The sequence below is a fragment of the Adlercreutzia equolifaciens genome, from assembly GCF_029076695.1.
GTDB lineage: Bacteria > Actinomycetota > Coriobacteriia > Coriobacteriales > Eggerthellaceae > Adlercreutzia > Adlercreutzia equolifaciens_A.
Genome location: NZ_JARFIK010000001.1, coordinates 380,899 through 406,268 on the forward strand (window position 1 = coordinate 380,899; position 25,370 = coordinate 406,268).

General features: G+C 61.0%; 20 protein-coding genes and 1 tRNA gene. All 21 read right to left on the reverse strand.

Going from position 1 to position 25,370, the window contains the following annotated elements; all coding sequences use genetic code 11:
- Positions 1-51: 51 nt before the first annotated feature.
- The 21 genes from PZH32_RS01300 to rpsF all read right to left on the reverse strand — a co-directional run bounded on the left by PZH32_RS01300 (position 52) and on the right by rpsF (position 25,110).
- Positions 52-1,167, reverse strand: coding sequence for a helix-turn-helix transcriptional regulator (locus tag PZH32_RS01300; RefSeq protein ID WP_275205828.1), 1,116 nt, complete (start codon positions 1,165-1,167; stop codon positions 52-54).
- A gap of 256 nt (positions 1,168-1,423) precedes the next feature.
- On the reverse strand, positions 1,424-2,044 hold the full coding sequence (locus tag PZH32_RS01305; protein ID WP_275205829.1) for a phosphatase PAP2 family protein: 621 nt from the start codon (positions 2,042-2,044) through the stop codon (positions 1,424-1,426).
- Positions 2,045-2,062: 18 nt separating this feature from the next.
- Positions 2,063-3,034, reverse strand: coding sequence for a hypothetical protein (locus PZH32_RS01310; protein ID WP_275205830.1), 972 nt, complete (start codon positions 3,032-3,034; stop codon positions 2,063-2,065).
- Between the two features lie 105 nt (positions 3,035-3,139).
- Positions 3,140-4,546, reverse strand: a complete 1,407-nt coding sequence (locus PZH32_RS01315; RefSeq protein WP_275205831.1) for an APC family permease — start codon at positions 4,544-4,546, stop codon at positions 3,140-3,142.
- 195 nt (positions 4,547-4,741) lie between these two features.
- Positions 4,742-5,647, reverse strand: coding sequence for an acetamidase/formamidase family protein (locus PZH32_RS01320; RefSeq protein ID WP_275205832.1), 906 nt, complete (start codon positions 5,645-5,647; stop codon positions 4,742-4,744).
- A gap of 253 nt (positions 5,648-5,900) precedes the next feature.
- Positions 5,901-7,334, reverse strand: a complete 1,434-nt coding sequence (locus tag PZH32_RS01325; RefSeq protein WP_275205833.1) for an aldehyde dehydrogenase family protein — start codon at positions 7,332-7,334, stop codon at positions 5,901-5,903.
- A gap of 186 nt (positions 7,335-7,520) precedes the next feature.
- On the reverse strand, positions 7,521-8,696 hold the full coding sequence (locus PZH32_RS01330) for an FIST signal transduction protein (protein WP_275205834.1): 1,176 nt from the start codon (positions 8,694-8,696) through the stop codon (positions 7,521-7,523).
- Positions 8,697-9,320: 624 nt separating this feature from the next.
- A complete protein-coding gene (locus tag PZH32_RS01335; protein ID WP_275205835.1) occupies positions 9,321-10,997 on the reverse strand; it encodes an FAD-dependent oxidoreductase in 1,677 nt (558 codons plus the stop codon).
- A gap of 139 nt (positions 10,998-11,136) precedes the next feature.
- Positions 11,137-12,693, reverse strand: a complete 1,557-nt coding sequence (locus PZH32_RS01340) for a helix-turn-helix domain-containing protein (protein ID WP_275205836.1) — start codon at positions 12,691-12,693, stop codon at positions 11,137-11,139.
- A gap of 72 nt (positions 12,694-12,765) precedes the next feature.
- A tRNA-Phe gene (locus PZH32_RS01345) sits at positions 12,766-12,841 on the reverse strand.
- A 112-nt stretch (positions 12,842-12,953) separates the two neighbouring features.
- Positions 12,954-13,664, reverse strand: a complete 711-nt coding sequence (locus PZH32_RS01350) for a prepilin peptidase (protein WP_275205837.1) — start codon at positions 13,662-13,664, stop codon at positions 12,954-12,956.
- A gap of 17 nt (positions 13,665-13,681) precedes the next feature.
- On the reverse strand, positions 13,682-15,214 hold the full coding sequence (locus PZH32_RS01355) for a coproporphyrinogen III oxidase family protein (RefSeq protein ID WP_275205838.1): 1,533 nt from the start codon (positions 15,212-15,214) through the stop codon (positions 13,682-13,684).
- Between the two features lie 116 nt (positions 15,215-15,330).
- Entirely contained in the window at positions 15,331-16,620 is a 1,290-nt protein-coding gene (purD, locus tag PZH32_RS01360; protein ID WP_275205839.1) for a phosphoribosylamine--glycine ligase, read from the reverse strand.
- 101 nt (positions 16,621-16,721) lie between these two features.
- Positions 16,722-18,047 (reverse strand): adenylosuccinate synthase, encoded by a 1,326-nt coding sequence (locus tag PZH32_RS01365; RefSeq protein WP_275205840.1) that lies wholly within the window; start codon positions 18,045-18,047, stop codon positions 16,722-16,724.
- 156 nt (positions 18,048-18,203) lie between these two features.
- Entirely contained in the window at positions 18,204-20,465 is a 2,262-nt protein-coding gene (locus tag PZH32_RS01370; RefSeq protein WP_275205841.1) for an ATP-binding protein, read from the reverse strand.
- Entirely contained in the window at positions 20,466-21,743 is a 1,278-nt protein-coding gene (locus PZH32_RS01375) for a metallophosphoesterase family protein (protein WP_275205842.1), read from the reverse strand.
- A gap of 8 nt (positions 21,744-21,751) precedes the next feature.
- Complete coding sequence (gene dnaB, locus PZH32_RS01380; protein WP_275205843.1) at positions 21,752-23,155, reverse strand: replicative DNA helicase; 1,404 nt, start codon at positions 23,153-23,155, stop codon at positions 21,752-21,754.
- A 239-nt stretch (positions 23,156-23,394) separates the two neighbouring features.
- Positions 23,395-23,976, reverse strand: a complete 582-nt coding sequence (gene rplI, locus PZH32_RS01385) for a 50S ribosomal protein L9 (protein ID WP_275205844.1) — start codon at positions 23,974-23,976, stop codon at positions 23,395-23,397.
- A 15-nt stretch (positions 23,977-23,991) separates the two neighbouring features.
- Positions 23,992-24,252 (reverse strand): 30S ribosomal protein S18, encoded by a 261-nt coding sequence (rpsR, locus tag PZH32_RS01390; protein WP_016310128.1) that lies wholly within the window; start codon positions 24,250-24,252, stop codon positions 23,992-23,994.
- Positions 24,253-24,272: 20 nt separating this feature from the next.
- Positions 24,273-24,767 carry a single-stranded DNA-binding protein gene (locus tag PZH32_RS01395; RefSeq protein ID WP_275205845.1) on the reverse strand — a complete coding sequence of 165 codons (495 nt, stop codon included), beginning with the start codon at positions 24,765-24,767 and terminating at the stop codon, positions 24,273-24,275.
- Positions 24,768-24,816: 49 nt separating this feature from the next.
- On the reverse strand, positions 24,817-25,110 hold the full coding sequence (gene rpsF / locus PZH32_RS01400; protein WP_275205846.1) for a 30S ribosomal protein S6: 294 nt from the start codon (positions 25,108-25,110) through the stop codon (positions 24,817-24,819).
- Between the last annotated feature and the right edge of the window lie 260 nt (positions 25,111-25,370).

The window sequence follows — 25,370 nt, forward strand, 5'->3', positions numbered from 1 at the left end:
ACGCACCTTCATTCGAGGCGCCCTTCGGGGCGCCTCTTTTGTGCCGTGATCCTAGACTGTGGGGTCATCCTTGACGAAGGAGCTGACGGCAATAGCGGACACGGCGCAGAGCAGGCCGCCGATGGCCCAGGCCATCCAGAAACGCGGCGTCTGGTAGCCCGGTACGAACAGCATAACCAGGCCGGCGATAGTGGCCACAATCATAATGATGGCGCACAACCCTCCGGTGATCTGGCCCTTGCGGCGCCGGCGCTCAAGGCGCGCCCGCACGCGCAGCAGCTCCTCGTCGGTGGCTTGCTCCACCCCCAGCATCGCACAGAGCTGCTCGTCGGTATAGGTGCTGCGCAAGGTGGCAAGGTCCATGCTCGCCAGACCTTCCCACAACTCCCCTTCGGCCAGCGCCTGCTCGCGCGCCTGATTGTAGTTGGCAATGTTGAGACGACCCAGCAGCATGGAACCGTAGACGATGAGAAACGCGCCCACGGCGAAGCACCCCATCATAAGGGCCGCCGCCTCCATCTGAACGAACTCCGAGGCTGCGTCAGTACACGCCATGGCCACAATGCCCGTAAAAACGAACGCAATGCCCGCCACCAAGGTGACGGCGAAGAAGCGCTGGGCTCGCTGCCGATCGTCGCTTGTATAAAAGTCCTGGATAAAAGGGTGATTGCGCTGGAATTCCGTATGCTGCAAGCCCGCTATCAGGAACAGCGCCACGCCGGCAGCGATGGCGACGAACAAGGGGATGAGCCCCAGGGCCTCCAGGGCAGGCTGGTAGGTCTCGGCCCATCCTTCGACGGCCATCAGCAGGGCCACGCCCAGAAGGACCACCAACACCCCCGTGGCTATTTTGGCGGCGAAGGCGCGCATGTGCTCGTCGTAGCCGCACACATCTTGGGGCGGCCCACCGGCATTGGCCCGCAGCACCTGGGCCTTGGCCTGGGCAGCGGCCGTCACCGGTGTGGCGGTGACGTCTCCTTGGACCAAGTCGTCCAAGGAGACATCGAAGATTTGGCACATCTTCAGCAGCTTATCCATTTCCGGATAGGACTTTTCCGCTTCCCACTTCGTCACAGATTGACGGCTCACGCCCAGCAGCATGGCCAGCTGCTCTTGGGTCATGGAGTGGGAAGCGCGCAGGTATTGGAGGTTGTTGCGAAAACTCATGGTGTGTTCTTTCATGATAGCGTTGGGCAGGTCGGCCGAGGGCGGCGAACTTCGGCGGCTTGTCTTTAAGAGGCGTTTCCGCTTCGGAGGTTTTGCCGTCGAACGGCATCTCCGTTTCCCCATCCTCGGTGGTTGATCAACGCCTTCACCTTACCTGCCAGATCTGTAGCGCGCCACCAACTTGCGGCATCTTTTTGCGCAACTTCAAGGCGCCTGGTGGTTGCCAAGACCAGGTCAATAGATTGTTCTGCCTTTGTCACATCATCATTTTGAGAAGCTCTGCCATGGCCACCACCAATGCGCCGGTGGCCACACCAATGGCGGCACCAACCACCACATCGCGCGGATAGTGGACGCCGGCAACAACGCGCAGGACCGCCAACAAGCCCGCGAACACGAGCAGCACGACAGCAACGGTCGGACTTGCCACCCACCAACTGGCTGCGATGGCGAAGGCGGAAAATGCATGACGGCTAGGAAAGGAGCGACCCGTGCCTGGCCGAGGAACCAAGGGCTCTATACCGGCCCCTTCGGCTGGACGCGGCACATCCAGCTTCGCTCTCACCAAGGAGAGCAGTACGAAGCCCAGCGCGGGAATAACCACCACCGCGCCTGCAAGAGAAAGGCAGCGGAGCGGCGTATCCCAAAATGCCAGCGCCTTGAAACCAGGCACCGCGGCAACGGTCGACAGGCCTTCGTCTCCGAAAGTACCCGGCAGGATCAACCCCACCAATAGCGCGTAGGCAAGATAGAACACCCACACAATGACGCGGTTCGCCAAGCCCAGACCGCGAACGATTCCCTCCCGGCCTCGCAAGGGGGCCGCCCAGCGCTCGTAGCGCCGGGCGTAGGAAGACGTCCGTGATCCCTGGGCCATAGCGTGCGTGATGCCTTGCTAGCTCAGCGTGTAGAAGGCGTAGCTGGCCTCTCCCTGGGAGAAGTCGGCGTCAATTTCGTACAGATAGTTGGGCTCCATGGTGAAGGTTACCGAACCATCGGCCTGCACCGTAACGGGCACCAGCTGATCCTCGGCACGGGGATCAATAGCGGGCGTGCTGGTATTCACCAGGGGCGTGCGCTCTATTACTACATTGGTGGGCGCCACGGAGAATCCCACCAGCGCCTCAACTGGTCCGGAAATGCGCGCGTCGTTGATGCCTTGCTTGATAACACCCTGGCGGTCGTCGGCAGATCCTTCAAGCTCCTGCTCGCCGGCCTTGCGGTCGCCGTTCTGGGGCACCACCCATTCGTACTCGTAGGCTTCCAGCAGCACCGAGGCCTGAGCCATGTCGGTGGTGTACTCCACATAGCTGGACGGCACATCGGCGGGATCGGGGGTAACGATAACCTGGCTGATCTCTTCGGCGTACTGATCGGCGTCAGAGGGGTTGCCCCGCTCGATGACTTCCACCTTGGTGATGCCCGGGTACTGGCCCGGATAGCTTTCCAGCATGATGCCGTTGCCCGTTACACGCACGATGTTGCCCACAGCCAGCTCGTCGAGGTCGATGTCATCGCCGTCGAGGCCGCGCAGCACGTCATCGGGATCGCCCGTGGCGCCGGTGAGCGTCGGATAGTACAGGCTGCCGGTGTCCTGGTCCGCGAACAGCACGGTCTTGCCGTCGTTGTACACCACCATGGCAGTGCTCACCACATCGCCCTGGGCGGAATCCTGGGAAGGCGTATCTTCGGTGGAGCGGCCTTGAGGAGCCGCTGCGCTTTGGGGATTGTCCGCACCTTGGGAAGCATCGTTAGTCTGCGGGTTCGTTGTAATGCAACCCGACAACGCCAAAAGCAAGGCCACAGCTAGGGAAAGCGCGGCCGCTGCAAGCAAGGGGCGGCGCGACAGGATAGTTTTCTCGGACATAGGGACATCCTTTCATCCGGATAGTTTTCCTCAGTATACAAGAAGGCTCCCCGCCTTCACGGGGAGCCCTCATCGATGCGGGGGAAGATGTTGCCAGAAAACTACTTACACATCGAGGTTCTTGAACGCCTCGGGCACTTCCTTGAAGCCCTTCGATTTCACCGCGCAAATGATGAAACCAATAACAAACCAGGACACGCCCAGCGCATAGGTCATGACATCGAAGCCGGTGAACACGTAACCTAGAATAATGATGCCGAGCCACGGGCACACGACATACTTCACCCAATCGCCTACGGTGCGACGCTTCTTCTCGCGAACGAAGAAGAACCAGAACACCGCGAAGTTCAGCATGATGAACGAGGCCAGAGCGCCGAAGTTCACCAGCGTGGCCAGGTCGGCCATGGTAAGGATGAGCGACAGCACCAGCGCCACAGCGCCGATAAAGATGGCGCCGACCCAGGGGGTCTGGTACTTGGGGTGCACCTTGCCGAAGATGGCGGGAATCACCTTGTCGCGGCCCATGGAGTACAGCAGGCGCGAAGCAGCCAGCTGGGCGTTCATGATGTTGGCGATACCGATAGCCACAATGTTGATGATGAGCATGAGGTTCATGAACAGATCGCCGCCCACCATCTGGCAGCCGTAGAACCAGGCGTTCTCGGCATGCTCGGGCGTCCAGCTCTGCCAGTCGGGCTGCACCAGCGAGGCAATGTAGGTCTGGGCCACGAAGCACACGATGATGATGCCCAGGGCAATCAGGATACCGCGACCGATGTTCTTCTCGGGGCGGTTGGTCTCCTCGGCCAGGGTGGAGATGCCGTCGAAGCCCAGGAAGTTCAGGGCTGCGATGGAGATGCCCGCGGCCAGGAAGTGCGCGTCCACCTTGCCGGGCTGCCACAGCGGATCGGCGTTGAATTCGCCGGCGCCACCGCCGCCCAGGATGAAGTTCGTGCCCAGGGCGATGAAGGCGATAACGGCCAGGATCTCCACAATGAAGATGACCAGGTCGATGCCGCGTGTCATAGAAATGCCGCGGATGTTCACGAAGGTGTTGAAGATCACGAATACGATGACCCACAGATACCAGGGGCTACCCGGTACCAACATGGTGCCCCAGTTAGCCACCATGACGTAGAGCAGGGCCGGCGTGATGCAGTAGTCCAGCAGGATCAGCCAGCCAGAGATAAAGCCCACGTGGGGGTTGATGCCGCGCTGCACGTAGGAGTACACGGAACCAGCAATGGGGAACCGGTTACTCATGCGCACATAGCTGAGCGCGGTGAAGAAAATTGCCACAAAGCCCACGATGTAGACCAGCGTGGACATGCCCAGCGAGTCCTGCTGGACCAGGCCCCAAATGGAGTGGGGCGCAATAATTACCATGAACAGAACGCCATAGAGCACGACGTCCCACAAGCCCAAGCCGCGGCGCAGCTCCTGCTTGTAGCCGAACTTCTCGAGGGACTTGCTGTCCGCCGAAAGGCTCGACGATTGAGCGGGTTTCGACATACCGTCTCCTTCCTCCATCGATAGGGCGAAAATCGCCCTCTCCTTGAATCGATGCTTCGGTCTTCCCCTGACCGTTCTCGAGATATCGCTGTTACGCGAAGTTGCGACGTCTCCACTCATCGCAGCGTCGCGCAGCACCGATAGGCGAGCCCATTATGCGCTGCCCGTATTTACCGTGATTACACAGGCAACTCTTTATCCCACTAGAGGGGTAAATTCAGGCAGTTTCGGCGTGCCCATGCGCAGCGAGAGCTGCACTTCGCACGGCTTGCATCCCTGGCTTATTTCCACATCAGATTGCACGGACATGTACATGTAGGTATCCGTGGCGTCCCAGCCGGTTACGCGCATGAGCAGGCGCTGCAGTTCCTTCGCGGCGCACACGAGGGCCTCGTTGTACTCCTGGGCGCTGGCGTTTACGTACCACTTCCCGGCGGGGCCGAAGGTTTCCAGCACGGGCCAGTGCAGCTCGAAGTTCTTGATGAGGCTGACGCGCACGGTGATGTCCGCCGCAATTTCGATGCCGGTGCCGCACAATTCGCCGTCGCCCATGGTGGCGTGGACATCGCCCATCTGCAGCAACGCCCCCGGCACCCGCACAGGGAAGTACAGGCGCGTGCCCTTGGTGATGAGCTTGTTGTCCATGTTGCCGCCGTAGTTGCCCACGAATCCGTCGGCGGGAGCTCCCTCGGCCGGCGCTGTACCGATAACGCCGATCATGGGGTTGATGGGAAAGCGAATGTCGTTGAACTGCGCCATGCCGTCCACGATGGGAATCTTCTTCGTGCGATAGGGTGTGCCCTCGAACAGCGGACCGCAGTGATCGTCGGTGGCGATGGTGCCCTCGTCGGCTACTTGAATGTCGTAGATGTCCACTACCAGCACATCGCCCACTTCGGCGCCTTCCACATACACGGGACCGGCGGCAGGATTGGTGATGTTGTAAGAGAAGTCCATGTCCTTCATGGTGACCGACTCGTCCGTCAAGCGGCCCGAAAAGCAGTCAAGCGATCGGAACATCAGCACCTCGCCCGGCTGGGCCGTGGCACACGGAGGATTATCCTTCGAAAACGCGTAGACCTTCTCCTCGATGATTTGCATGGCAACTCCTTCCCCCTGGCGCGGATTGCACGCTAATCCAATGTAAACCATGATACGAACACTCGGCTTTTTGGGGAAGGGCGTTTCTCCATCAAATTTCGCACCTTAGTTGGAGGGCACGCGGGGCGCAGACGCAAAAGGCCGGGGGCTTTCGCTCCCCGGCCCGGTTCCGCCCCTCGGAAAGGGGCGGAAAGAGAGGCGGGGCCCGATTGGGCCCCACCTCGACCATGCGATTCCTATGACGCGCTGCGCGCTACAGGATGTTCTTCAAGATGATGGACTTGGTGTGCGTCATCTCGTCGAAGGTGCTCATAACGCCCTCGGTGCCGATGCCGGAGTACTTGTAGCCTCCGAAGGGCTGCTCGAAGGAGCGGTAGAAGCTGGCGCCGTTGATAACCACGCCGCCGCACTCCAGCTGCGTGGCTACGCGAGCGCACAGCTTCTGGTCGCGAGAGAAGATGCAGCCGGAAAGGCCGAACATGGAAGCGTTGGCAATCTCAATGGCCTCGGCCTCGTCCTTGAACTTGATGATGGGCACCACGGGACCGAAGATCTCCATGTCGATGGCCACATCCGCCGTCTTCGGCACGTCCACGATAACCGTCGGCTCGATGAAGGCGCCATCGCGGCCGCCGCCCAGGACAATCTTGCCGCCCTGCTGCACGGTCAGCTGGATCTGCTCCTCCACCTTCTTCGCCGCCTTCTCGGAAATGAGGCAGCCCAGCTCGGTGGAGTCCTCGGAGGGCATGCCGGTCTTGATCTTGCTCACGCGGTCGACCACCTTCTGCGCGAACTCGTCAGCCACCGACTCCTGCACCAGGAAACGCTTGGAGGCGCAGCACACCTGGCCGGCGTTGTACATGCGGCCCCACAGCACCTCGTCGGCGGCCAGATCCAGATCGGCGTCGTCCATGACGATGAAGGCGTCGTTGCCGCCCAGCTCAAGCGCCGTATGGGTGAGGGTCTTCGCGCACACCTCGGCGGTCTCGATGCCCACCTCGGTGGAGCCGGTCAGGGTGACCAGATCCACATCGGGGTTGCTGGTCAGCTCGTGGCCCACCACCGAGCCGCGGCCTGTGACAATTTGGGCGGCGCCCGGCGTCACGCCGGCCTCGCCCAGCAGGGCCGTCAGCATGCACAGCGTCAGCGGGTTGTCCGTGGAGGGCTTCACGATGACGGCGTTGCCGGACAGCAGAGCCGGGGCCACCTTCTGATCGAACAGATCGCAGGGGAAGTTGAACGGGATGACCGCGGCCACCACGCCCAGGGGCTCGCGGCGAGTGATGAGCAGCGTGGTGTCCTGACCCTGCTCGATGCCCGCAGGAACGACCTCGTCGTACAGGTGCTTCGCGCGCTCGGAGAAAGCCTTGAACGCGATGGGAATGTTGCCGATCTCGGCGCGGGCCTCGGTGATGGGCTTGCCGGTTTCCTCGGACAGGGTGCGGGCCAGCTTCTCCTTGTCACGCTCCACCAGGTCCAGGAAGGCCATCATGTACTCGGCGCGCTTCCACACCGGCACCTTGTTCCACTCTACCTGGGCCGCCTTGGCGCACTGCACGGCGCGGGCCACATCCTCGGCCGTAGCAGCGGGGACAGTGTCCACCAGTTCGCCCGTAGCCGGATTGGTAACGTCAATGGTAGCGCCGTCCGAAGAATCAACCGCCTTGCCATCAATAAACATCTTCATACAGAGTGCTCCTTTAAATAATTATTATTTCTCAATCTCACTGGTTCGCCCAAGGAAGTCAGCGAGGGTCCGACAGGTGCCTGGAATTGCCCCGCCTTGGGGCCAAGCGGCCTTTGTGCCGCGCCGTGCCCCAAACAAGGGGCAACGCCAGGTGCCTGTCGGAACCGCAGCGTCGGGGTTTTAGTGCTAAGCACTAAAACCCGTAAAGGACAGCATCAACCCACCGCAGGTATTGTTGTTGTCGCTCTCAAAGCCATACTCGCCGAAGGTGAACTCCATGAGGTACGGGGTGTCGCCGCACACCTCGGCCACCGCGTCGGCCACTTCGCCGATACGAGCATCGATGCCGGCACGACGACCGCCGCAGTGCACCAGGTGGAAGGCTGCCGGCTCACCGGGCATGCGCTCGATCAGCTCGCGCAGGGTGTCGGGTACGGACTGGATGAGTTCGTCCACCGTGGCCTCCATGCGGATGACGCAGGTCTTCTCGGCCAGGTTGTTACCCACGTTGATGGAGAAGTCGTCGTTGCCGTTCATGGGATGGCGGATAGCGATGAGGTCGCCCAGGCGGTCCTTCACGCCCAGCGGCGAGCACACGGTGTAGGCCAGCAGGTTGGCGCCGGCAATGTCCTCGTCGGTGCAGCCGGTCCACTCCTGGAACTTCTTCGCCGCCGGAACGCCGTCGATTTCCACCAGGGTGCGGTTGCCGTCGATCTTGGTGATGACGCCGAAGTCCTCGGTCTCGCGATAGGCGCCGGTAAACACGTTGGTCATGGCCGGAGCGTCCCAGAAGAAAGCAGCCACGCAGCCATCGGCGAAGGACTCGCCCGTAGCGTAGAGCTTCCACTCGCCGGCGATGGAGTTGTCGGCAGCCGAGCCGCCGAAGAACGGCACGCGGCCCACCACGGTGGAGATGCCCTTCAGGTAGAACTCCTCTTCAGCCGGAGAAGCGGCCATGTAGAAGAAGTCGGGAGCGTCAGCGCGGCCCGCAGCCTCCATGGCAGCCGTAGCCAAAGCGGCGCCCGCCTCGGTGGGATCGCTGTTCTGGGAACGATCGGCCGCGGCCACGCCCACCGTCATGCCAGGATCGGACAGGGCCATGACGCCCACGAACGGGGTGTCGCCGCCCACATAACCAGCGCCGGGCACAACAACGCCGGTGAAAGAAGTGTTGCCGAGCACGGGCACCTCGGGCAGAGCCTCGCCCACACCGGCCACTACTTCGTTAACATCGTAATCGCAGCTGCAATACACAAGCGCCACCTGCGTGGCGTCGAGGCCGGCTGCTGCCTGAGCAGCAGCTTCCTTGCCCGCAGCGCGAGCATCAGCAGCCGTACTGGAACCTACGTTAGCTTTGAACATGGTTTCCTCCTATTCGATTCAGGGCAGGATCGCCCCAAGCTGTCACGGTACCACGTTCGAAGCCCTTCAATGACGGCAATAATCACCGTTTTTCGAGAAATACATACCGTTAAGGTAATTTTTTATTGTTGATATGTTGACTTATAGTTAATAAGACGGTAATAGCGCGGTGCTCCACGACCGCCCCTCCCGAAGGAGATCGAGTTCGGAGGGTTCCTCCCTGCTGGAAGTGGTCAAATTCTGAGTGTTTTCCATCGACGCTTAGTCAACAAGCATTTTTTGGTCAATCAGCCGGCGTTTTCCGCTGTTTGGCTTCGTCAACTTCCATCAAGGAAAAATGAGCGCGCTTCTGACCTGGTATTTCTTGAAGCGCCTCAAAAGGGTGGTCAAAAACAGCTCATCTCAATAGTCGAATCGATGGAAAACGCGGGCTGATTGACCAAAAAGAAGCCAATTCGCCGTGCCCGATGGAAAACGGGCTCCGATTGACCAACAACGCGAACCCAGACCCCTGAAGAATCCAGGAAGCCCAGCCCCGAAATATTCCGGAGCCGGGCTCACATGGACGCCAACCGCAGAGGTTGGAGCCTTCAATAAGCTGAAGGAAACAGGGAGGGTGGCTTCCTACAGCGAATCGATGTACTCCTTGGCCATATCAGCAGCAAAGAAACCGGTGAAGTAAGAGTAGCCAGAGCAGCTACCCGAGAAGCCGTGGTAGTAATCGTCCTTGAAAAACTCGCCAGAGTCGAGGCCACCCGCATACAGGCCGGGAATGGCATGGCCCGTTTCATCGATAACCTGGATCTTGCCGTTGATCTTCACGCCGCAAAGCGTGGAGTACCATCCCGGAATGTTGCGCAGCGCATAGAACGGACCCTCCTCCAGGGCGAACAGATACTCCGCCGGCTTGAAGAACTGATCGTCCTCGCCCTTCTTGCACAGCTCGTTGTAGGCCGCCACCGTAGCTTCGAGCCCCTCAGGATCAATGCCGGCGGCCTGGGCCAGCTCCGTCAAGGTCTCCCCCTTGTACAGCAGACCCGACTCTACGCCGGCCTCAAGTTCTTCGCCCATGTTCTCCATGGGGTCGTTCGAGCCAAGCACGGTACGGGCGTCGCACATGAACGGCTCCGTCTGCATACGCTTAACGGCATTGCTGTCGATGATATTGAAGTAGCAGTAGTCGTCCTGGTTAATGGCCACCTTGTAGGTTTGATCCATCGTGGTCCACTTCTCGTTAGCCAGGCGCTCGCCCACGCGATTCACCCACAAATAGGGCTCACGGCCGGCACGATCAATGGCAGACTCCCACGTAGCTCCCTCAACACCCGAGCCAGCGGGCTGGGCAAAAGAAGTGTCCGAAGGCACGGCGCCGGCGCCAAGCATCATGCAGATGCCATCGCCATCGTGGGCCAGATGACCATCGTTTTTCCAGGCCAGCGGTCCCCATCCCGGAATAAGGGCTTCCACCATGGCCTCATTGTTCGAGAAACCGCCCGTGCCCACGAACACTGCCTTAGCGGCCACATAGCCCTCAGATCCATCGATGGTAGCCATCGCTCCCACGACAGCCCCCTGATCGTCCACTACCAGCGCCGTTGCCGGCGACTCAACAAGAATCTCGACGCCGTACTCACGAGCAGCGCTTTCCATCACGTCATGGGCACCGATGCCCTGACCTTCGTACATGATGCCGTTGGTAGGGGCATCAAGCGAGGGGAGCAGCATCATGGGACGCGCACCGTGATCGTACAAGAAGTCATGCTGGCGATGGTTGTTCTTGATGTAGTTGGACACCAGTTCGGCGTTCGCCTTATAGGAGTTGTGCTTCATGAACCAATCGTAGATTTCCGCAGGCGTACCAGCTTCCTGAGACACGTTGACAATATTGGGATCCTTGGCGCCTTCGATGATCGGTTTGTTGTCGGAGAAGCCCATGGTTACCTCGGTGCCTACGGACGAGCCCGACGTGATGGACGTCTTCTCCAGGACAATGGTGGAAAGGCCGAGTGATCCTGCGTGAGCCGCCGACATCATGCCGCAGTTGCCCGCACCGATAACCAGGTAGTCGCATTCTTTCACAGGCGTGCCCGCGTCGGCTACCTTCACAGCGGCGATGGCAAAGTCGCCTGCAGAGGCCGTAGCCGCGGGAGCTTCCGCACCCGTCTGGCTCAACGCCTCCTCACCCTTGGCCTTGTCCTCTGCGGCGGGTGCGCAGCCGGCCAAACCCGCAAGGGCGGCCCCGGCGCCAGCAAGAGCGGTCCCGGTCAGAAACGTACGACGGGAAAGATTCTTTTGAGACATAATGACTCCCTCCTTGGTCCGCGCATGTATCTACGCGGTCTCGAAATCGTCGATACAGGTTGAATCGACAAGAGTCAGTATGGGTCAGCCTCAAGACGAAAAACAATTGATGAAAGCCTGTGATTTCCCTCACATAAATTCAGTGATAGTCCTCTTTGACCTGGTAATTCCCAATCTCAACCAGGTCTATGAACTCCTGGCGTGAGTGCACGCTGAGCTTGCGATAAATATGCCGAGCATGGGTCTGTGCCGTGTTTTGCGAAATGTGCAGTTCCTTCTGCACGAAGGGAAGACTGCGGCCACGGGCGAGCAAATGGGCAACTTCGCGCTCTCGCGGAGTAAGGCCGTAACGTTCCGCGAGCGCATCCACGTTAGCAGCGAGGCGAGTATCACCCGAGGGCGCCTCGCTGGCCGCCGTACCGTTGTCAGCTTCGGGAAACTGGGGCGTGTCCTCCGTTGCTCCATCAACCTTGATCGAATCACCTGAAGTAGCTCCCTGCACAAAGTAACGCATGGCCGAGCTGTTCAGCACCACCAAAGCTACCACCATGAGCACGAACACCGTAAACAGAGACACGGTCGCCAGATTCAAGACTTGGCTGTCAATGGTGGAGACAAGGAGCTCGTTGGCCTCGCCGCCGCCCACTACGGCAATAGCGAAAGCCGCATCCATCACGGCCACAAACGTTGTAGAGCGGGCATGAAGATGACGAGCCCCGGAAAAGCAGACAACCCAGCTAACTGCTCGGAAGCACCAGAATCCCGCACCGAAAATGGCATAAGCGAAGCTAATGGCAGGCCCCTCGAGAAACGGTACGACCAAGAAAGCGAGGGCCATCACAAGCACAACGCCGCGCAACAGGGAGACAGTGATGGGCCGCGGACCGCGAACGCGCTTGGTTCCTGGTATCAGCAAGACCGCAACAAGCACGGCTAGCCCCACCAGGCCGCCGGTCAAATAAGGGATGCCCATAGCTTGCGCGCCGGCACCACCGACACGCACTGACAGCGACCGCAGCAACTCGCCGCACACGGCAAATACCACCACCGCCAAAACCAAGGCAACGAGACCCAAAACAAAAGAGCGCCTCCGCCACAGAGAGGCATCCTCCGATGAAGCAACACCGCCGCCCTCGCCTTCGCCCTGAGAGGCGCACTCCTGGGCTGGCCCTGCGAGGATAGCCGCTGAAGCCAGGGGCAAGATAAAGACCAGGGAGAAATCCACCATAAGCGGGAACAAACGAGCAACCAGATACACCAGCAGGCCGCCCGCAAACGACATCACCGATGCAATGCCAACACTCGACGAAGGCGCCCGCTCAAAGAACGCCGCCCATTGCAAGAGAACCAGGGACGAAGACAGACCGATGAGGAACGCTCCTCCGAAGGAAAGCCAAAGGCCTCCCGGCTGACTGGCAAGAGGAAATGAGCCCGCCGCAGCCGCAGCACCCAAGGCTGTCGCGCACCCTGCAGCCCAGCACGCCAGCTTTCCTGTGAGAATCTGAGGAGTCCGAGCACCCAAAATAGCAAATAGCACGAGGCCCACGAAATGAGCCCAGGTGGCCCACACCCAGAACACCTCAAGAGACGAAGCAGGATCAGTGCTGAACAGCATAAGGGTGTCGCTATAGAAGACAATGACGACCCAAGCCCAATACAGGCTGAAGCCCGCCAGCCATCTTAGGTTCCCCTTCATCCCTTACCTTGCTCGCCTTCTCAAACTGCTCGTTATACGAAAAGAGCCCCTTTGCAGGGGCTCTGTCATTCATGGTGGTCGGAGGGGGACTTGAACCCTCGGCACGCGGATTTTCAGTCCGCTGCTCTACCAACTGAGCTACCCGACCGGATGCGCGGAAACGCGGGGTTTCCAATGCGAGGATATATTCTAGCGGCACTCTCGCGGCAATGCAAGAAGAAAAATGGGCTTTGTGGCAGACGGTTCATGGCTCCCGCGGCCTAAAAGACGAACGCCACCAGAGCACCGAGGGCGATAAAGGGCCCGAAGGGCAGAACCGTAGCGCCAAAGCTCTTCTCCCGCTCGAGTCGGACATCGTCTCCACCGTGCCCAGCGCGGCTACCGGGTCCAACGACCCCATCGTGCCCGCTGCGGCCGTTGCGCCCATCGCACCCGTCGCACTGGGCGAGCCCCGCTGGCTCCTCGCCCGCGGCGCCTCGAGCAGGCGCCGCCGCTTTCGCAATCCTCCGCGCGATAACGGCGTAGATCAGACTGCACACGCAGGCCACCATCAAGCACACAATCCCGCGCTCAAGACCCAGGAACAAACCGAGGGCGGCCATCAGCTTGATGTCTCCCCCACCGAAAGCCTGCTTATGGGTGAACGCCTCGTATCCCACCGTCAGCACCAGCAAACCACCGCCGAGCACCACCGCGCCCAGGATGCCGCTGGCCACGGTGATGCCGCCAATCTCAAGGCCGGGAGGCACGGTCACATCAGGGGCCGGCGCGAACATCTCCTCAACAAAGCCCAAGCCCGTATGCATGCCGGCAAATCCCAGGACAATACGCCACAAGCCCCAGAGTGCCACTATGGCCAGGGGAACCAGATTGGGAATGCGACGCGTGCGCACGTCGGTCACCGTTGCCGCCACCAGCAACAACACCACCAGCCCGTAGGCGGCAAGCGTTATGCCAGAAAGATACGTCATCAAACCTCGGAAGGCAGCTAGTGCGCACTGGCGATAAAGGATGCCGCTGCGTCATGGGCAGCTGTGGCGTCTTCAAGGGCATCGGCCGCCGCTTCAGCCTGGGCCTCAGCCACCGCTTCCTCCAACTTAATGTAGGCCACACTCTCATGCTCGGCTTCTCCCGAAGCAGCGCCATCGGTCGTAGCGCCAGCCGCCGCGGGAGCTGCTGCGGCAGGCTCCTTCTTGCAGCCGTCGCCGAATATCAGCTCACGCTCCTCGCCCGTCAGAGCCGCACGGGCCTGGTCGCGCAGGTTGTTCACGCCAATGAAGAACTGGCGCATCATCACCACTACCAGATAGCGACCCTTAGGAGTCAAAGTGAGCTCGTCAGCATTGTCGGTAGCAAAGGCCCCGCACGCGCGCATGAAGGCCATCTCTACGGGCAGGCCCACTTCGATAGACACGCCGAAATCGCGCTCGAACTGGCGCTTGTCGAGGCGCAGACCGAACAGCTGCATCATAAAGCGATAGCGCATGCGATCATGCAGCGAGAACGTGGTCTTGCCCATCATGGACATGCGGCCGGCATCAAGCGCGGCGTTGTAATCGTTGACCGAGAACGTGTTCACGTAGAGGTTGGAGCCCAAATAGGTAATGCCGCCCGAGCCGATGGCCGGGTACTCCTCATAGTCCACCACGTACTCGTCGATCATGGCGTCCTCGCCCGCCGCGCCGGTGCCGCGGCGGTTGAAGGTCCAGGCGCTGCCCAGCTCGAACAGGCCGGGGCGCCCGTCGGGCAAATCGCCCAGCAGCAAATCGCAGATGATCTCGTAGAACTGACGCTCGCGGTTGTAGTCCACCTTCCCCACCGTGGCCGCCAGCGAACGCTCCACCGCCGGCGAGGCCATAAGCGGATAGAAGGTGGTCTGGCTGGCCCCCGAGCGAATGACCATCTCGATATCGTTGATGAGGATGTCCTCGGTTTGGGCCGGGAAGTTGAAGATCATGTCGGCGTTCATGGAGGTGAAGTACGGGGACGCCTCCTGAATACGCTCCATGATCTCCTGGCCGCTGCCGTACTTGTCGTAGCGGTCCATCTGCTTGAGAAGGCCGTCGTCGAAGCTCTGGACACCCACGGAAAGGCGCTGCACGCGGCCCTTCAGCTTCTCCAAATACGACGGAATAAGGTGGTTGGGGTTCGTCTCGCTGGACACCTCGTTGATGGAGAACAAGTCGCGGGCCTGGTCGATGGTCTCGCACAGCTCGTCGATCATGATGGTGGGCGTGCCGCCGCCAATGTACACGCTATCGAAGTCGTAGCCCAAGTCCTTCAGCATGCGCATCTCTTTGCGCATGTTCTCGAAGTAGGGTTTCGCCCGCTCCTCGCGGAAGGGGAAGCGGTTGAACGAGCAGTAGGGGCACAGGCGCTCGCAGAACGGCACATGCATGTACAGCATGTAGCGCTGACCCGGCTCGGGAGCTGGCATAAACGACTCCTCGCAGGGGGAAAGCTTCAAGTAGTTGGCCGTGCACAAACGCACCGCCTGGGTCAGCAATCGCTCTGAGATCATGCTCCCGTTACCTCTTTCTCGTAGGTTCGCCCAAGGAAGAAAGCGAGGTTCCGACAGACGCCTGCCAGAACCTCGGCATCGACAGTTCCGCCCGTCCTAGGACGGGCGGAACGCGGTTATTCCCAGGCGCTGCGGCCCTGCAGGGCCTTCTTGCCAATGTCGTAGCGCAGCTGCTTGCCTTCGAAGTTGATGAGCTCGCAGGCCTCGTAGGCGCGCTCGCGGGCCTCTTCGAAGCTGTCGCCGCGGGCCACCACGTTCAACACGCGGCCGCCGTTGGTAAGCAGCTCGCCATCGTAATTGCGACGCGTGCCCGCATGGAACACCAGCACGCCGGGCAGCTCTTCGGCCTCTTCGATGCCCAGAATGACCTTACCCTTCTCGTAGGAACCGGGATAGCCCTCGCTGGCCAGCACCACCGAGACCTCCCAGTCGTCGGACCAGCGCAGGTCGATGTCGTCGGCGCGGCCCTCGGCCACGGCCATCATGACCTCCACCAGGTCGCTTTCAAGACGCGGCAGCACCACTTGGGTTTCCGGATCGCCGAAACGCACGTTGAACTCGACAATCTTCGGCCCTTCGGGCGTCAGCATAAAGCCGCCGTAAAGCGTGCCGCGGTAGTCCATGGCGAAAGGTTCGCGGGCCGTAGCAGCGGCCGCCTTCTCCATGATGGCCACCATGGCAGCCATTTCCTCGTCGGTGACGATGGGCACGGGCGAATACACACCCATGCCGCCGGTGTTGGGGCCCAAGTCGCCGTCGTAGGCGCGCTTGTGGTCCTGGGCCGGGGCCATGGGGAAGGACTTTCCGTTCGTGACGAAGCAGAGCAGCGAGCACTCGGGGCCGGTCATGCACTCTTCGATGACCACCGTGCTGCCGGCATCGCCGAAAGCGCCATCGAAGCAGGCGCGAACCGCCGCCTCGGCATCTTCCAGCGTCTCGGCCACTACTACGCCCTTGCCCGCGGCCAGGCCGTCCGCCTTGATGACAATGGGAGCACCCTGTTCCTGCACGTAGGCCAGGGCATCGGCTTCCTTGTCGAAGCGCCCGTAGGCCGCCGTGGGTATATCATTGGCCTCCATGAACGCCTTGGAGTAGGCCTTGGACCCTTCCAGCTGGGCGCCGTCGGCATTGGGGCCGAACACCGGCACGCCGTCGGCGCGGAGCAGGTCGGCCACGCCGTCCACCAGCGGCGCCTCGGGGCCGATGACCACCAGGCCGATGTTGCGCTCCTGCACGAAGCTGAGCAGCGCCTCGCCGTCGGCCACGTCCAGGTCGACGTTCTCGGCAATGTCGGCCGTGCCGCCGTTGCCCGGGGCCACATAGAGCACATCGGTGTGGGGAGACTTCTGCAGGGCCCATGCAATGGCGTGCTCGCGGCCGCCGGAACCGATAAGCAGAATGTTCACGTTTCGTCCTTTCATCAATTTCAACCGAGAAGGTGAAGGTGCAGACTGGCCGCAACATCCGCGAGGCTGCGGCCAGGGTCTGGCAAAACCGCCGGAGCGGCCTATTTCGTCTCGTACCAGCTGTCGCGAATGATGGTCTGATCACGATCGGGGCCCACCGACACAATGCTCATGGGCACACCGGTAACTTCCTCCAGGTACTCGATGTACTTGCGCGTGTTCTCGGGCAGCTCCTCATAGGTGCGGCAACCCGTGATGTCCTGGTCCTTCCAACCGGGCAGCTCCACATAAACGGGCTTCGCGTGGTGAAGCACGCTTTGCTGCATGGGGAAGTAATCGTAGCGCTGGCCGTCGCACTCGTAGGCCACGCACACCTTGATGGTGTCGAAGGCCGACAGCACATCCAGCTTGGTGAGGGCCACATCGGTCAGACCGTTCACCTCGGCGGCATAGCGGCCGATAACCGCGTCGAACCACCCGCAACGGCGCTTACGTCCCGTAGTTACGCCGAACTCGTGGCCCACGGAGCACAGCAGTTCGCCGTCCTCGGCATCCTGGCCCGTGCCACCGTTCTCGGGGAACTTGAGTTCCGTGGGGAAGGGACCCTCGCCCACGCGAGTGACGTAGGCCTTCTGGATGCCCAGTACCTTGTCGATGGCCTTGGGACCCACGCCCGTGCCCGTGGGGGCACCGCCAGCGCAGCAGCTGGACGAGGTGACGAAGGGATAGGTGCCGTGATCGATGTCGAGCAGCGTGCCCTGGGCGCCTTCGAAGAGGATGGTCTTGCCCTCCTTGAGCGCCGAGTTCAGCATGTGAGCCGACTCGCACACATAGGGCGCCAGAATGCGCGCATAGGGCAGGTACTCGTCGCAAATTTCCTCGACGGTGTAGGTATGCAGCCCGTAGATTTTCTCCAGGATGGGGTTTTTCTGGGCCAGGGCCGTTTCCACCTTCAAGCGGAAAATCTTCTCATCGAGCAAATCCTGCATGCGGATGCCCTTGCGGCCCATTTTGTCCTGATAGCACGGACCAATGCCGCGCTTGGTGGTGCCGATCTTCTTCGTGCCTAGGCTCTTCTCGTCGGCACCGTCCAGATCCTTGTGATAGGGCATGATAAGGTGCGCGTCGTTGGAGATCTTCAGGTTCTTGCAGGAAACGCCCTCGGCCTCGAGCATGGCCATTTCCTTCACCAGCACGCCGGGGTCCACCACCACGCCGTTGCCGATGACGGGCACCGCGTGCTCGTACATAACGCCGGAGGGCATGAGGTGCAGCGCCAGTTTCTTGTCGCCATGAATGACGGTGTGGCCTGCGTTGTTGCCTCCCTGGAAGCGGACTACGTAGTCGTAATCGCTGGCAATGAGATCGGTGATTTTACCCTTGCCTTCGTCGCCCCACTGGGCGCCGACGAGCACTGTATTGGGCATGCCGGTTCCTTTCGTCGCTGCTCTGGAACAATGAGGTGTTATTTCCTGCAAGAGCCCAGTATACCAGCCGCAGGAACCCGTGCCATCAAAGCCCTGCCATCGGGTGGGGATTCCTGGGTGAATCTTCGGGAACGGTCAGCGGGGGGCGACGCCACGCTACAAATCGATGATGACTGCGGGGTGCCCCGTCTGCTTGGCGGCCTTCTTCAGCACACGAACCACCTCTTCGTGGGAGGTGAACAAAATGATCTGCCGTTGCTGCGCCAGCTCGGCCAAGGCGCGGGCCGCGCCCAAGCGGCGTTGGGCGTCGAAATTCACCAGAATGTCGTCGGCCAAGATGGGAATGGCCCGGCCCACGTTGTCGGCGCTGGTCAACAGGGCGATGCGCAGGGCCAGGTACAGCTGCTGGCAGGTGCCCAGCGAAAGGTGCACCGGTGCGCGGGTTTCTTTCAGGGCGTTGGACACTTGCAGTGTTCCCTCGGGCGTGAGCGACACTTCCGTCCAGGCCCCCTGGGTCATGATGGCCAGCAAACGGCTGGCCTGGGCATACACCTCAGGTTGTCGTTTCGACTCCCAGGTGGAAATGGCCACTTCCAGCATATGTTTGGCCAGCAGCAAGCGAGCGAAATCGGCGCGCGCTTCCTCCAGCTGCGTATTTACCTGCTGGGCCTCCAGCTTCAGCCGATCGAAATCATGCTCGGACTGGGCGGCTACCAGCGTGCTGGTCAGCTCGCCAATGCGCTGGTTCATGGCCTCGAAGGCCTCCAAAAGTCCCTCGCGCTGCTGGAGGCGATGGGCCAGCTCGCGCTCGACATCGCTGATAGTAGCCGTCGGCTCCAGCTGGGCCCGACGCAGAATTAGCCCACGCTCTTCGGCCAGCTCCTCCAGACGCTGTTCCGCTTGGCCGCGACGCGACGCCGCCGCCTGCTGGCGCTGCGTACACAAAGCCATCTCCGCCCGCGTGTCCCGCGCCTCGTCAAGAATAGTCCGCGCTTGGCGCAGCGAAGAGCCCGCTTCGGACAGCCCTTCGTCCTCCAAGGCCCGAGCAATGCGCTGGGCCATGGCCTCTTCCTCGGCCAGGCACGCCTCAAGCTTCTTCTTATCCTGCACCATCACCCAATGGGCATCGTCGAAGCGCTCCTTCCGCGCCGATTCCTGCTTGTTAGGTCGAAACAGCATCACGAAACCACCCACGGCCATGAGGGCGGCAAACAGCGAAAGGGCGAAGCCGAGCGCCATGTAGGTCATAGACCCGCGATTGCGTCCTTCCACGAACAGAGGGACGCCCAGCAGAAACAGAATAGCAGGAATCACCAGGGTGAAGGCAATTTGCAGGCGGCGCTTCGAGCGGCGTTCCCGACGATCGGAGCGCTCGTCGGTGGTTTCCACCAGCGCTTCGTAGACCGCCTTGGAAGATGTGTAGTTGCTGCGTGCCACTTCCACGGCATGGCCCTGCCGGGTCTGTTGGTCGCTCAAGCTGTCCAGACGATCGCGCAACAGGCGCTCGTCGGTACTGGTCAGCGAGGCCAGATGGCGGCCAATGTCCCCCTCCAAGCGTACGCGCTCCTGGGCGGCGCGGGCTTCGTCTTCGCGCAGGCGCCGCAGTTCGCGGCGCAGCTTCTCCTCTTCGGCCGTGTTGCGCTCCAGCTCGGCCTGAGCCGCCGTCAGCGCCTCGATAAGCCGATTGGCCTCATCGACACGCTGCGCCATGGCCTGGCGCTCAGGATCAAGCTGGTGCAGTTCGCGGTCCTGATCGCGCAGCGCATCCGCCTCGGCGGCGGCTCGGTGCTGGCGCTCGCGCAGTTCGGCGCGGGCTGCCGCGAGCCGCACAAGGGAATGCTCGGCCCCCGCCGCACGCGACGTGTACGTGGCCAGGCGCTCGTTGATGTGGGCCAGAGCGTGGGCCGGCGACGAACCCGTCCCCGATCCTGCCGTCAACAGCTTCGCCGTCGTGTCCGTCGTGTTGCGCAGCGAACGCAACTCGTCGCTGTTCAGGGAGAACATGGTGCGGAAGGTATCCTTGTCGATATCTTCCACCACGAAGGTATCCCCTTGCAGCCCGTCGGCATTGCGCGCTCGAGAAACCGAGGCCACGACCGGTTCCTCGCGGAGAACGGCGCCGCGCTTCTTTGTCTCGGTCCCAGCCTCTTCCGCTGCCTCTTCAGGAACCGCCGCAAAGAAGAGCGAACCGGCGCGGTCCGCGCCTACGGGGCGGTAGGTGTTGCGATTGCCGCGGGCTTCCTCCCAGCCAAAAAGCACCCCGCCCACAAACGAGGCCACGGTGGTCTTTCCCGCCTCGTTCTGCCCGAAGACAACGTTGAGGTGAGGGCCGAAAGGACCTAAGGTGCGGCGGCTGAAGGCACCGAAGTTGTCGATGCGCATATGCTGGAGAAAAAGAGCAAGGCGATCGTGGGACATTTAAGCCTCGTCTCCTTGCAACAGAAGATCGAGCACCAAGCGCTCGGCCTCCTCGGCCAGCTTGTCGATCTGCTTGGCCGACAGCGGCTCGGAAAGCGACACATTGCGGGCCAGAAACTCCTCCTGGAGGTAATCCGCCTCGGCTGTTCGATCGGCGCGCACGGTATCAGCCGCGCGCATAAACACCGCGGGGAACAGGTTTTCGGTCCGCAGCGCCTCCCTATCAACGGGCATCTGCGTGTCGTCGATGAGCGCATCGCAGAAAAACTCGGTGTAGGAGTCGTTCAAAGCAGCGCGCACGTCCTCCAAAACACCAGGTCGCTGCAGCACCTCATGGAGCGGCGTGGCCCCCGTCAAGGTGATACGGGTGATCATTTCCTCACAGGCCGCATCGCCGTTCAGCGCAAAAAGCTCGCGCATGGTTTTCTGGATGAGCTGGGGAATATTGGCGCAGTCCGTCACATCGACAGTCAGGCGCTCCCATACCACGGACGCCGTGGGCACAAAGGTCAGCGAAGGGGGACGGTCCTGTTCCAGATGCACCAAGTAGACGCCGCGTGGGCCTGTTTCCCGCACGTCCCTTCCCTGGATACAACCAGAGAACACCAGACGCGGTGCCCGTTCGTCGTTCATCCAGCGCTGGTGAATGTGGCCCAGAGCCCAGTAATCGAATCCCGCGCGCAGCAGCTCTTTGGGCTCCGTCGGAGCTTTTACCGTGTCGAGGCACAGCCCCGTATGAAGCACGCCCACCGCAAAGGGCGCCTCGGCGGCAAGCGGTCCCAAAGCGCGAATAGCAGCTGCGCGCGTGATTCCTTCGGCGATATTTTCGTGGGGCGACCACACCTTATTGGGATATCCTCGCCCCCCGATGACTGCCAGCGGCTTGCCGTCGCGCTCGAAGAGAGCGAAGTCGGGACGGTCGGCTGCCAAAATAGTTGCGTGGGGAGGCAACGCGAAAAAATCCTGCTGCCACAGGCTGAGAGGGTCGTGATTACCCGTACACAGGTAGCTGGGAATACCCGCCGCATCCAACTTCGCTAAACCCTGGAAAAAACGCAGGTAGTCGCGGTAAGAAGCGCGCGCCGAATCGAAAATATCTCCGGCAATGACCACAAAGTCCACGTGGTTGGTCAGCGCAATATCCACCACGCGGTCCCACGCTTCGGGAATAGCCTCCATAAGCCGGTCGGCCCAGGCGGGCGAAAGCGCCCGCAAGCCGCGGAAAGGTGCACCGATGTGCAAATCGGCCGTGTGGAGAAATGTCAGCGAGGCACCCACGAACTACCCTAGTAACCGACGCGCGAGTCGTCGATGAAGTCCATGAACTTGGTGAATTCGGGATTGAACGCCAGATCGATATCACGGGTGGCACCGTTACGGTGCTTGGCCACAATCAGCTGGGCCTGACCCAGATCGGGACGGCTGTCGCTTTCGGCCTCCACTTCGTTCATGGAGCGGTCGATGAACATAACAATGTCGGCGTCCTGCTCGATAGAACCAGATTCACGCAGGTCGGACAACATAGGGCGCTTATTCGCACCGCGCTGCTCAATGGCGCGGGACAACTGGGACAGCGCGATGACGGGCATGTCCATTTCCTTGGCCAACACCTTCAGGCCACGGGAAATCTCACCCACCTCCACGGCGCGGTTGCCGTCGCGACGGGCCGTGGCCGGCTGCATCAGCTGCAGGTAGTCGACGATGATGAGACCCTTCTCGTTTCCCACCACGTTGCGCAGTTCTCGACGAGCCTTCGCGCGGGCCTCCAAGATGGACAGACCCGGCGAGTCGTCGATGTACATGTTCAGTCCCGACATGACGCCCGAAGCGTTGGCCAGCGCCTCCCAGTCGCCCGGTTGCACAATACCGCTGCGCAGCTTGGAAAGAGACACGCGGGCCTCAGAGCTCAAGATACGCTGGACCAGCTGGTCCGCGCTCATTTCCAACGAGAAGAAGGCCACGTGCACGCCGGCCTTCGCCGCATTGGTGGCCAAGTTCAGCGCGAACGAAGTCTTGCCCACGCCAGGACGGGCCGCCAAAATAACCAAGTCGCCACCGCGGAAGCCGTGGAACAAGTTATCCACGTCCGTGAAGCCCGTAGGCACACCGGCCATGGAGTCCTTCTGATTAGCCAAACGGGTGATTTGGTCGTAGGCCTCGGTAACCAGGTCGCTCATTTTACGGAATGACGAGCTGACGCGCTTCTCGGTAACGCTGAAGAGGGTCTTCTCCGCTTCCTCGACTACTTCGTTCAAGTCGTCAGGGGCATTGTTGGCCAAGGCGTTGATAGACACCGAAGCGTCGATGAGGCCGCGCAGGATAAAATCGCGCTTCACAATATCGCTGTGACGCTCCCAGGCAAGACGGGCGAAGGAATAGTCGGCCAGCTCGGCCAAGTAGGCGCGGCCGCCCACCGCTTCCAGCTGCCCCGCCGATTGCAGCGTATCGGCCAGGGAGATTTGATCCACGGGAATATTGCGCTGCGTCAGATTGCGAATACTCTCGAAGATGATTTGGTGGGCCGGGCGAAAGAAGTGCTCGGGACGCAGCTTGATGACCAACTCTTCATTGATATCGGCATCCAGGATGCACGCGCTGAGCACGGCCTGCTCGGCTTCAATGTTATGAGGGGGGAGCTTTGGACCGCCCCCCATGGGCTCGGGCATCGGTGCGTTGTCCTGGTAGGGCATGGGACATCCTTCTCTGACGCTTGGCAAACTTAGCTGGTGGTCTATTGTACCGCGCCTGAGGCAAACACGGGCGACCCGCGATGGCTTCTTTACCGCATGAGCGTTTATCGGCTCCTTGATAAAACGCTTCACGTGAAACATTGACGGCCGCGCGGCTGCGGCCTGGGCTTTAAGGGGCTTCCTTACGAAAAAGGCCCCCTGCCGAAGCAGAGGGCCTTCATGTCAGCAGAACAGGGAGATTACTCCTCGGTCTCGGTCACCTCAACCTCGACCACGCCGTCCTCGGACACCTCGCCGTCGATCTCGACGGTCTCGCCAGCCGGAGACTCGGCAATCTCGATAGCCTCATCGAGAGCCTCGATGGTCTCCTCAGCCTCGTCGCCGCCCACAATGACGGTGACAGTGCCCTTGATGTCGCGGTACAGCGACACCGGAACCTTGTAGGTGCCCACCATCTTGATGGGCTTGCCCAGCTCGACGCGACGACGGTCGATCTCGATGCCGAGCTCGTTCTCGATGGCGTCGGCCACCATGGGAGCGGTGACGGAGCCAAAGAGGACGCCCTCTTCGCCCACCTGAGCCTCAACGTGCACGGTAGCAGCGTTGAGCTTCTCGGCCAGAGCGTTGGCATCGGCGATACGGGTTTCCTCGCGCTTAGCGATGTTCTTCTTGCGCTCCTCCAGCTGCTTCAGGTTACCCTTGGTAGCCTTCACGGCAAAACCCTGGGTGAGCAGGTAGTTGTTGGCAAAGCCGCGAGCAACGTCGATGACGTCGCCCTCGCCGCCCTTGCCCGGGAGCTCCTTCAGCAAAATAACTTGCATGGTTCCCTCCTTCGCCTAGCGATTGCGACGATCGCCGCGGCCACTGACCGCGGGAACGGCGTAGGGCATGAGAGCCATGACGCGGGCGCGCTTAACGGCTTCCGCGATGTCGCGCTGGTGCTGAGTGCAGGCACCGGTCACGCGACGGGGCTTGATCTTGCCACGATCGGTAACGTACTTGCGCAGCATTTGAGTGTCCTTGTAATCGACATACTCAACGTCGTCCTTGCAGAACTGGCAATACTTACGACGAGGCTGCTTAGCGTAATCGGCCATATTAACCTCTAATCTTTCGCTTAAAACGGAATGTCATCATCGTACACAGACGAGGTAGCATCAATAACGGGAGCGGCGGGCGCCGGTGCCGGGGCAGGAGCCGGGGCGCTGTAGGCCGGGGCCGGGCTGCCGTAGGACGGGGCTTGCGCGCCGTAATCGCCGTATTGCGAAGCACCACCGTTGCCGTTGCGGCTGGACATGAACTCCAGCTCGTCGACGATGACCTCCAGCTTGGAACGCTTCTGACCATCGCGCTCCCACTGGCTCCAGCGCAATTTGCCCTCGATGGCCACCTTCGTACCCTTGGTCAGGTACTGGCTCAGGCTGCGGGCGCGGTTGCCGAACATAGTGCAGTCCACAAAGTTCGGATAATCTTCCCACTCGCCCGTGTTGGGGTTGCGGCGACGGTCGTTCACGGCCACGCCGAAGCTCAACACGTCCATGCCGGACTGCGTGGAGCGAAGCTCAGGATCGCGGGTCAGGTTTCCGCTGATGATCACTCGGTTGATGCTCATTTCTACCTCTTCTCATGGTGAACAGCCGCTTGGCTGTTCGGGATTTCTACTAATCGCGATCGGTGCGGGCGACGATCATGTGACGCATAACAGCATCGTTAATGCGCAGCACGCGATCGAGCTCGGCAATGCTCTGCGGATCAGTGTGGAAATCGATGAGAGTGTAGTCGCCATCAGACAGACCGTTGATCTCATAAGCGAGTTTGCGCTTGCCCCAGTTGTCGACGTTATCAACGACGCCGGCACCCTCGGCGATAGCCGTCTCGATACGCTTCATCACGCCGGCGCGAGATTCGTCATCGATGGTGGGGGCAACAATAAACAGCAGTTCATAAGCCTTCATCAGCTCACCTCCTTTGGACTGTATGGCTCCGGGCTGGTGAAGGCAAACACCGGAGCAGGAATAGCCTGAATATTCTATCAGAGCTTCCGCTCGAGCGTTTCCTTGTCCCCTTTTCCCTCACGGAATGCGCACATTGCCAAGCTAGCGCCCGATCCTAGGTATCTTTATTCGGAGGCAACTCTCCTTTTTGTCGCCCTGATGTCGCATCTTGAGGACAGTAAGCAGGTCGAGAAAACAGTACGAGCACCCGAAGGTGCTCG

Bases quoted from the DNA above. Each gene is read 5' to 3' on its own strand.
- PZH32_RS01300 (WP_275205828.1), bottom strand. From the start codon at position 1,167: ATGAGTTTTCGCAACAACCTCCAATACCTGCGCGCTTCCCACTCCATG.
- PZH32_RS01305 (WP_275205829.1), bottom strand. From the start codon at position 2,044: ATGGCCCAGGGATCACGGACGTCTTCCTACGCCCGGCGCTACGAGCGC.
- PZH32_RS01310 (WP_275205830.1), bottom strand. From the start codon at position 3,034: ATGTCCGAGAAAACTATCCTGTCGCGCCGCCCCTTGCTTGCAGCGGCC.
- PZH32_RS01315 (WP_275205831.1), bottom strand. From the start codon at position 4,546: ATGTCGAAACCCGCTCAATCGTCGAGCCTTTCGGCGGACAGCAAGTCC.
- PZH32_RS01320 (WP_275205832.1), bottom strand. From the start codon at position 5,647: ATGCAAATCATCGAGGAGAAGGTCTACGCGTTTTCGAAGGATAATCCT.
- PZH32_RS01325 (WP_275205833.1), bottom strand. From the start codon at position 7,334: ATGAAGATGTTTATTGATGGCAAGGCGGTTGATTCTTCGGACGGCGCT.
- PZH32_RS01330 (WP_275205834.1), bottom strand. From the start codon at position 8,696: ATGTTCAAAGCTAACGTAGGTTCCAGTACGGCTGCTGATGCTCGCGCT.
- PZH32_RS01335 (WP_275205835.1), bottom strand. From the start codon at position 10,997: ATGTCTCAAAAGAATCTTTCCCGTCGTACGTTTCTGACCGGGACCGCT.
- PZH32_RS01340 (WP_275205836.1), bottom strand. From the start codon at position 12,693: ATGAAGGGGAACCTAAGATGGCTGGCGGGCTTCAGCCTGTATTGGGCT.
- PZH32_RS01350 (WP_275205837.1), bottom strand. From the start codon at position 13,664: ATGACGTATCTTTCTGGCATAACGCTTGCCGCCTACGGGCTGGTGGTG.
- PZH32_RS01355 (WP_275205838.1), bottom strand. From the start codon at position 15,214: ATGATCTCAGAGCGATTGCTGACCCAGGCGGTGCGTTTGTGCACGGCC.
- PZH32_RS01365 (WP_275205840.1), bottom strand. From the start codon at position 18,047: ATGCCCAATACAGTGCTCGTCGGCGCCCAGTGGGGCGACGAAGGCAAG.
- PZH32_RS01370 (WP_275205841.1), bottom strand. From the start codon at position 20,465: ATGTCCCACGATCGCCTTGCTCTTTTTCTCCAGCATATGCGCATCGAC.
- dnaB (WP_275205843.1), bottom strand. From the start codon at position 23,155: ATGCCCTACCAGGACAACGCACCGATGCCCGAGCCCATGGGGGGCGGT.
- rplI (WP_275205844.1), bottom strand. From the start codon at position 23,976: ATGCAAGTTATTTTGCTGAAGGAGCTCCCGGGCAAGGGCGGCGAGGGC.
- rpsR (WP_016310128.1), bottom strand. From the start codon at position 24,252: ATGGCCGATTACGCTAAGCAGCCTCGTCGTAAGTATTGCCAGTTCTGC.
- PZH32_RS01395 (WP_275205845.1), bottom strand. From the start codon at position 24,767: ATGAGCATCAACCGAGTGATCATCAGCGGAAACCTGACCCGCGATCCT.
- rpsF (WP_275205846.1), bottom strand. From the start codon at position 25,110: ATGAAGGCTTATGAACTGCTGTTTATTGTTGCCCCCACCATCGATGAC.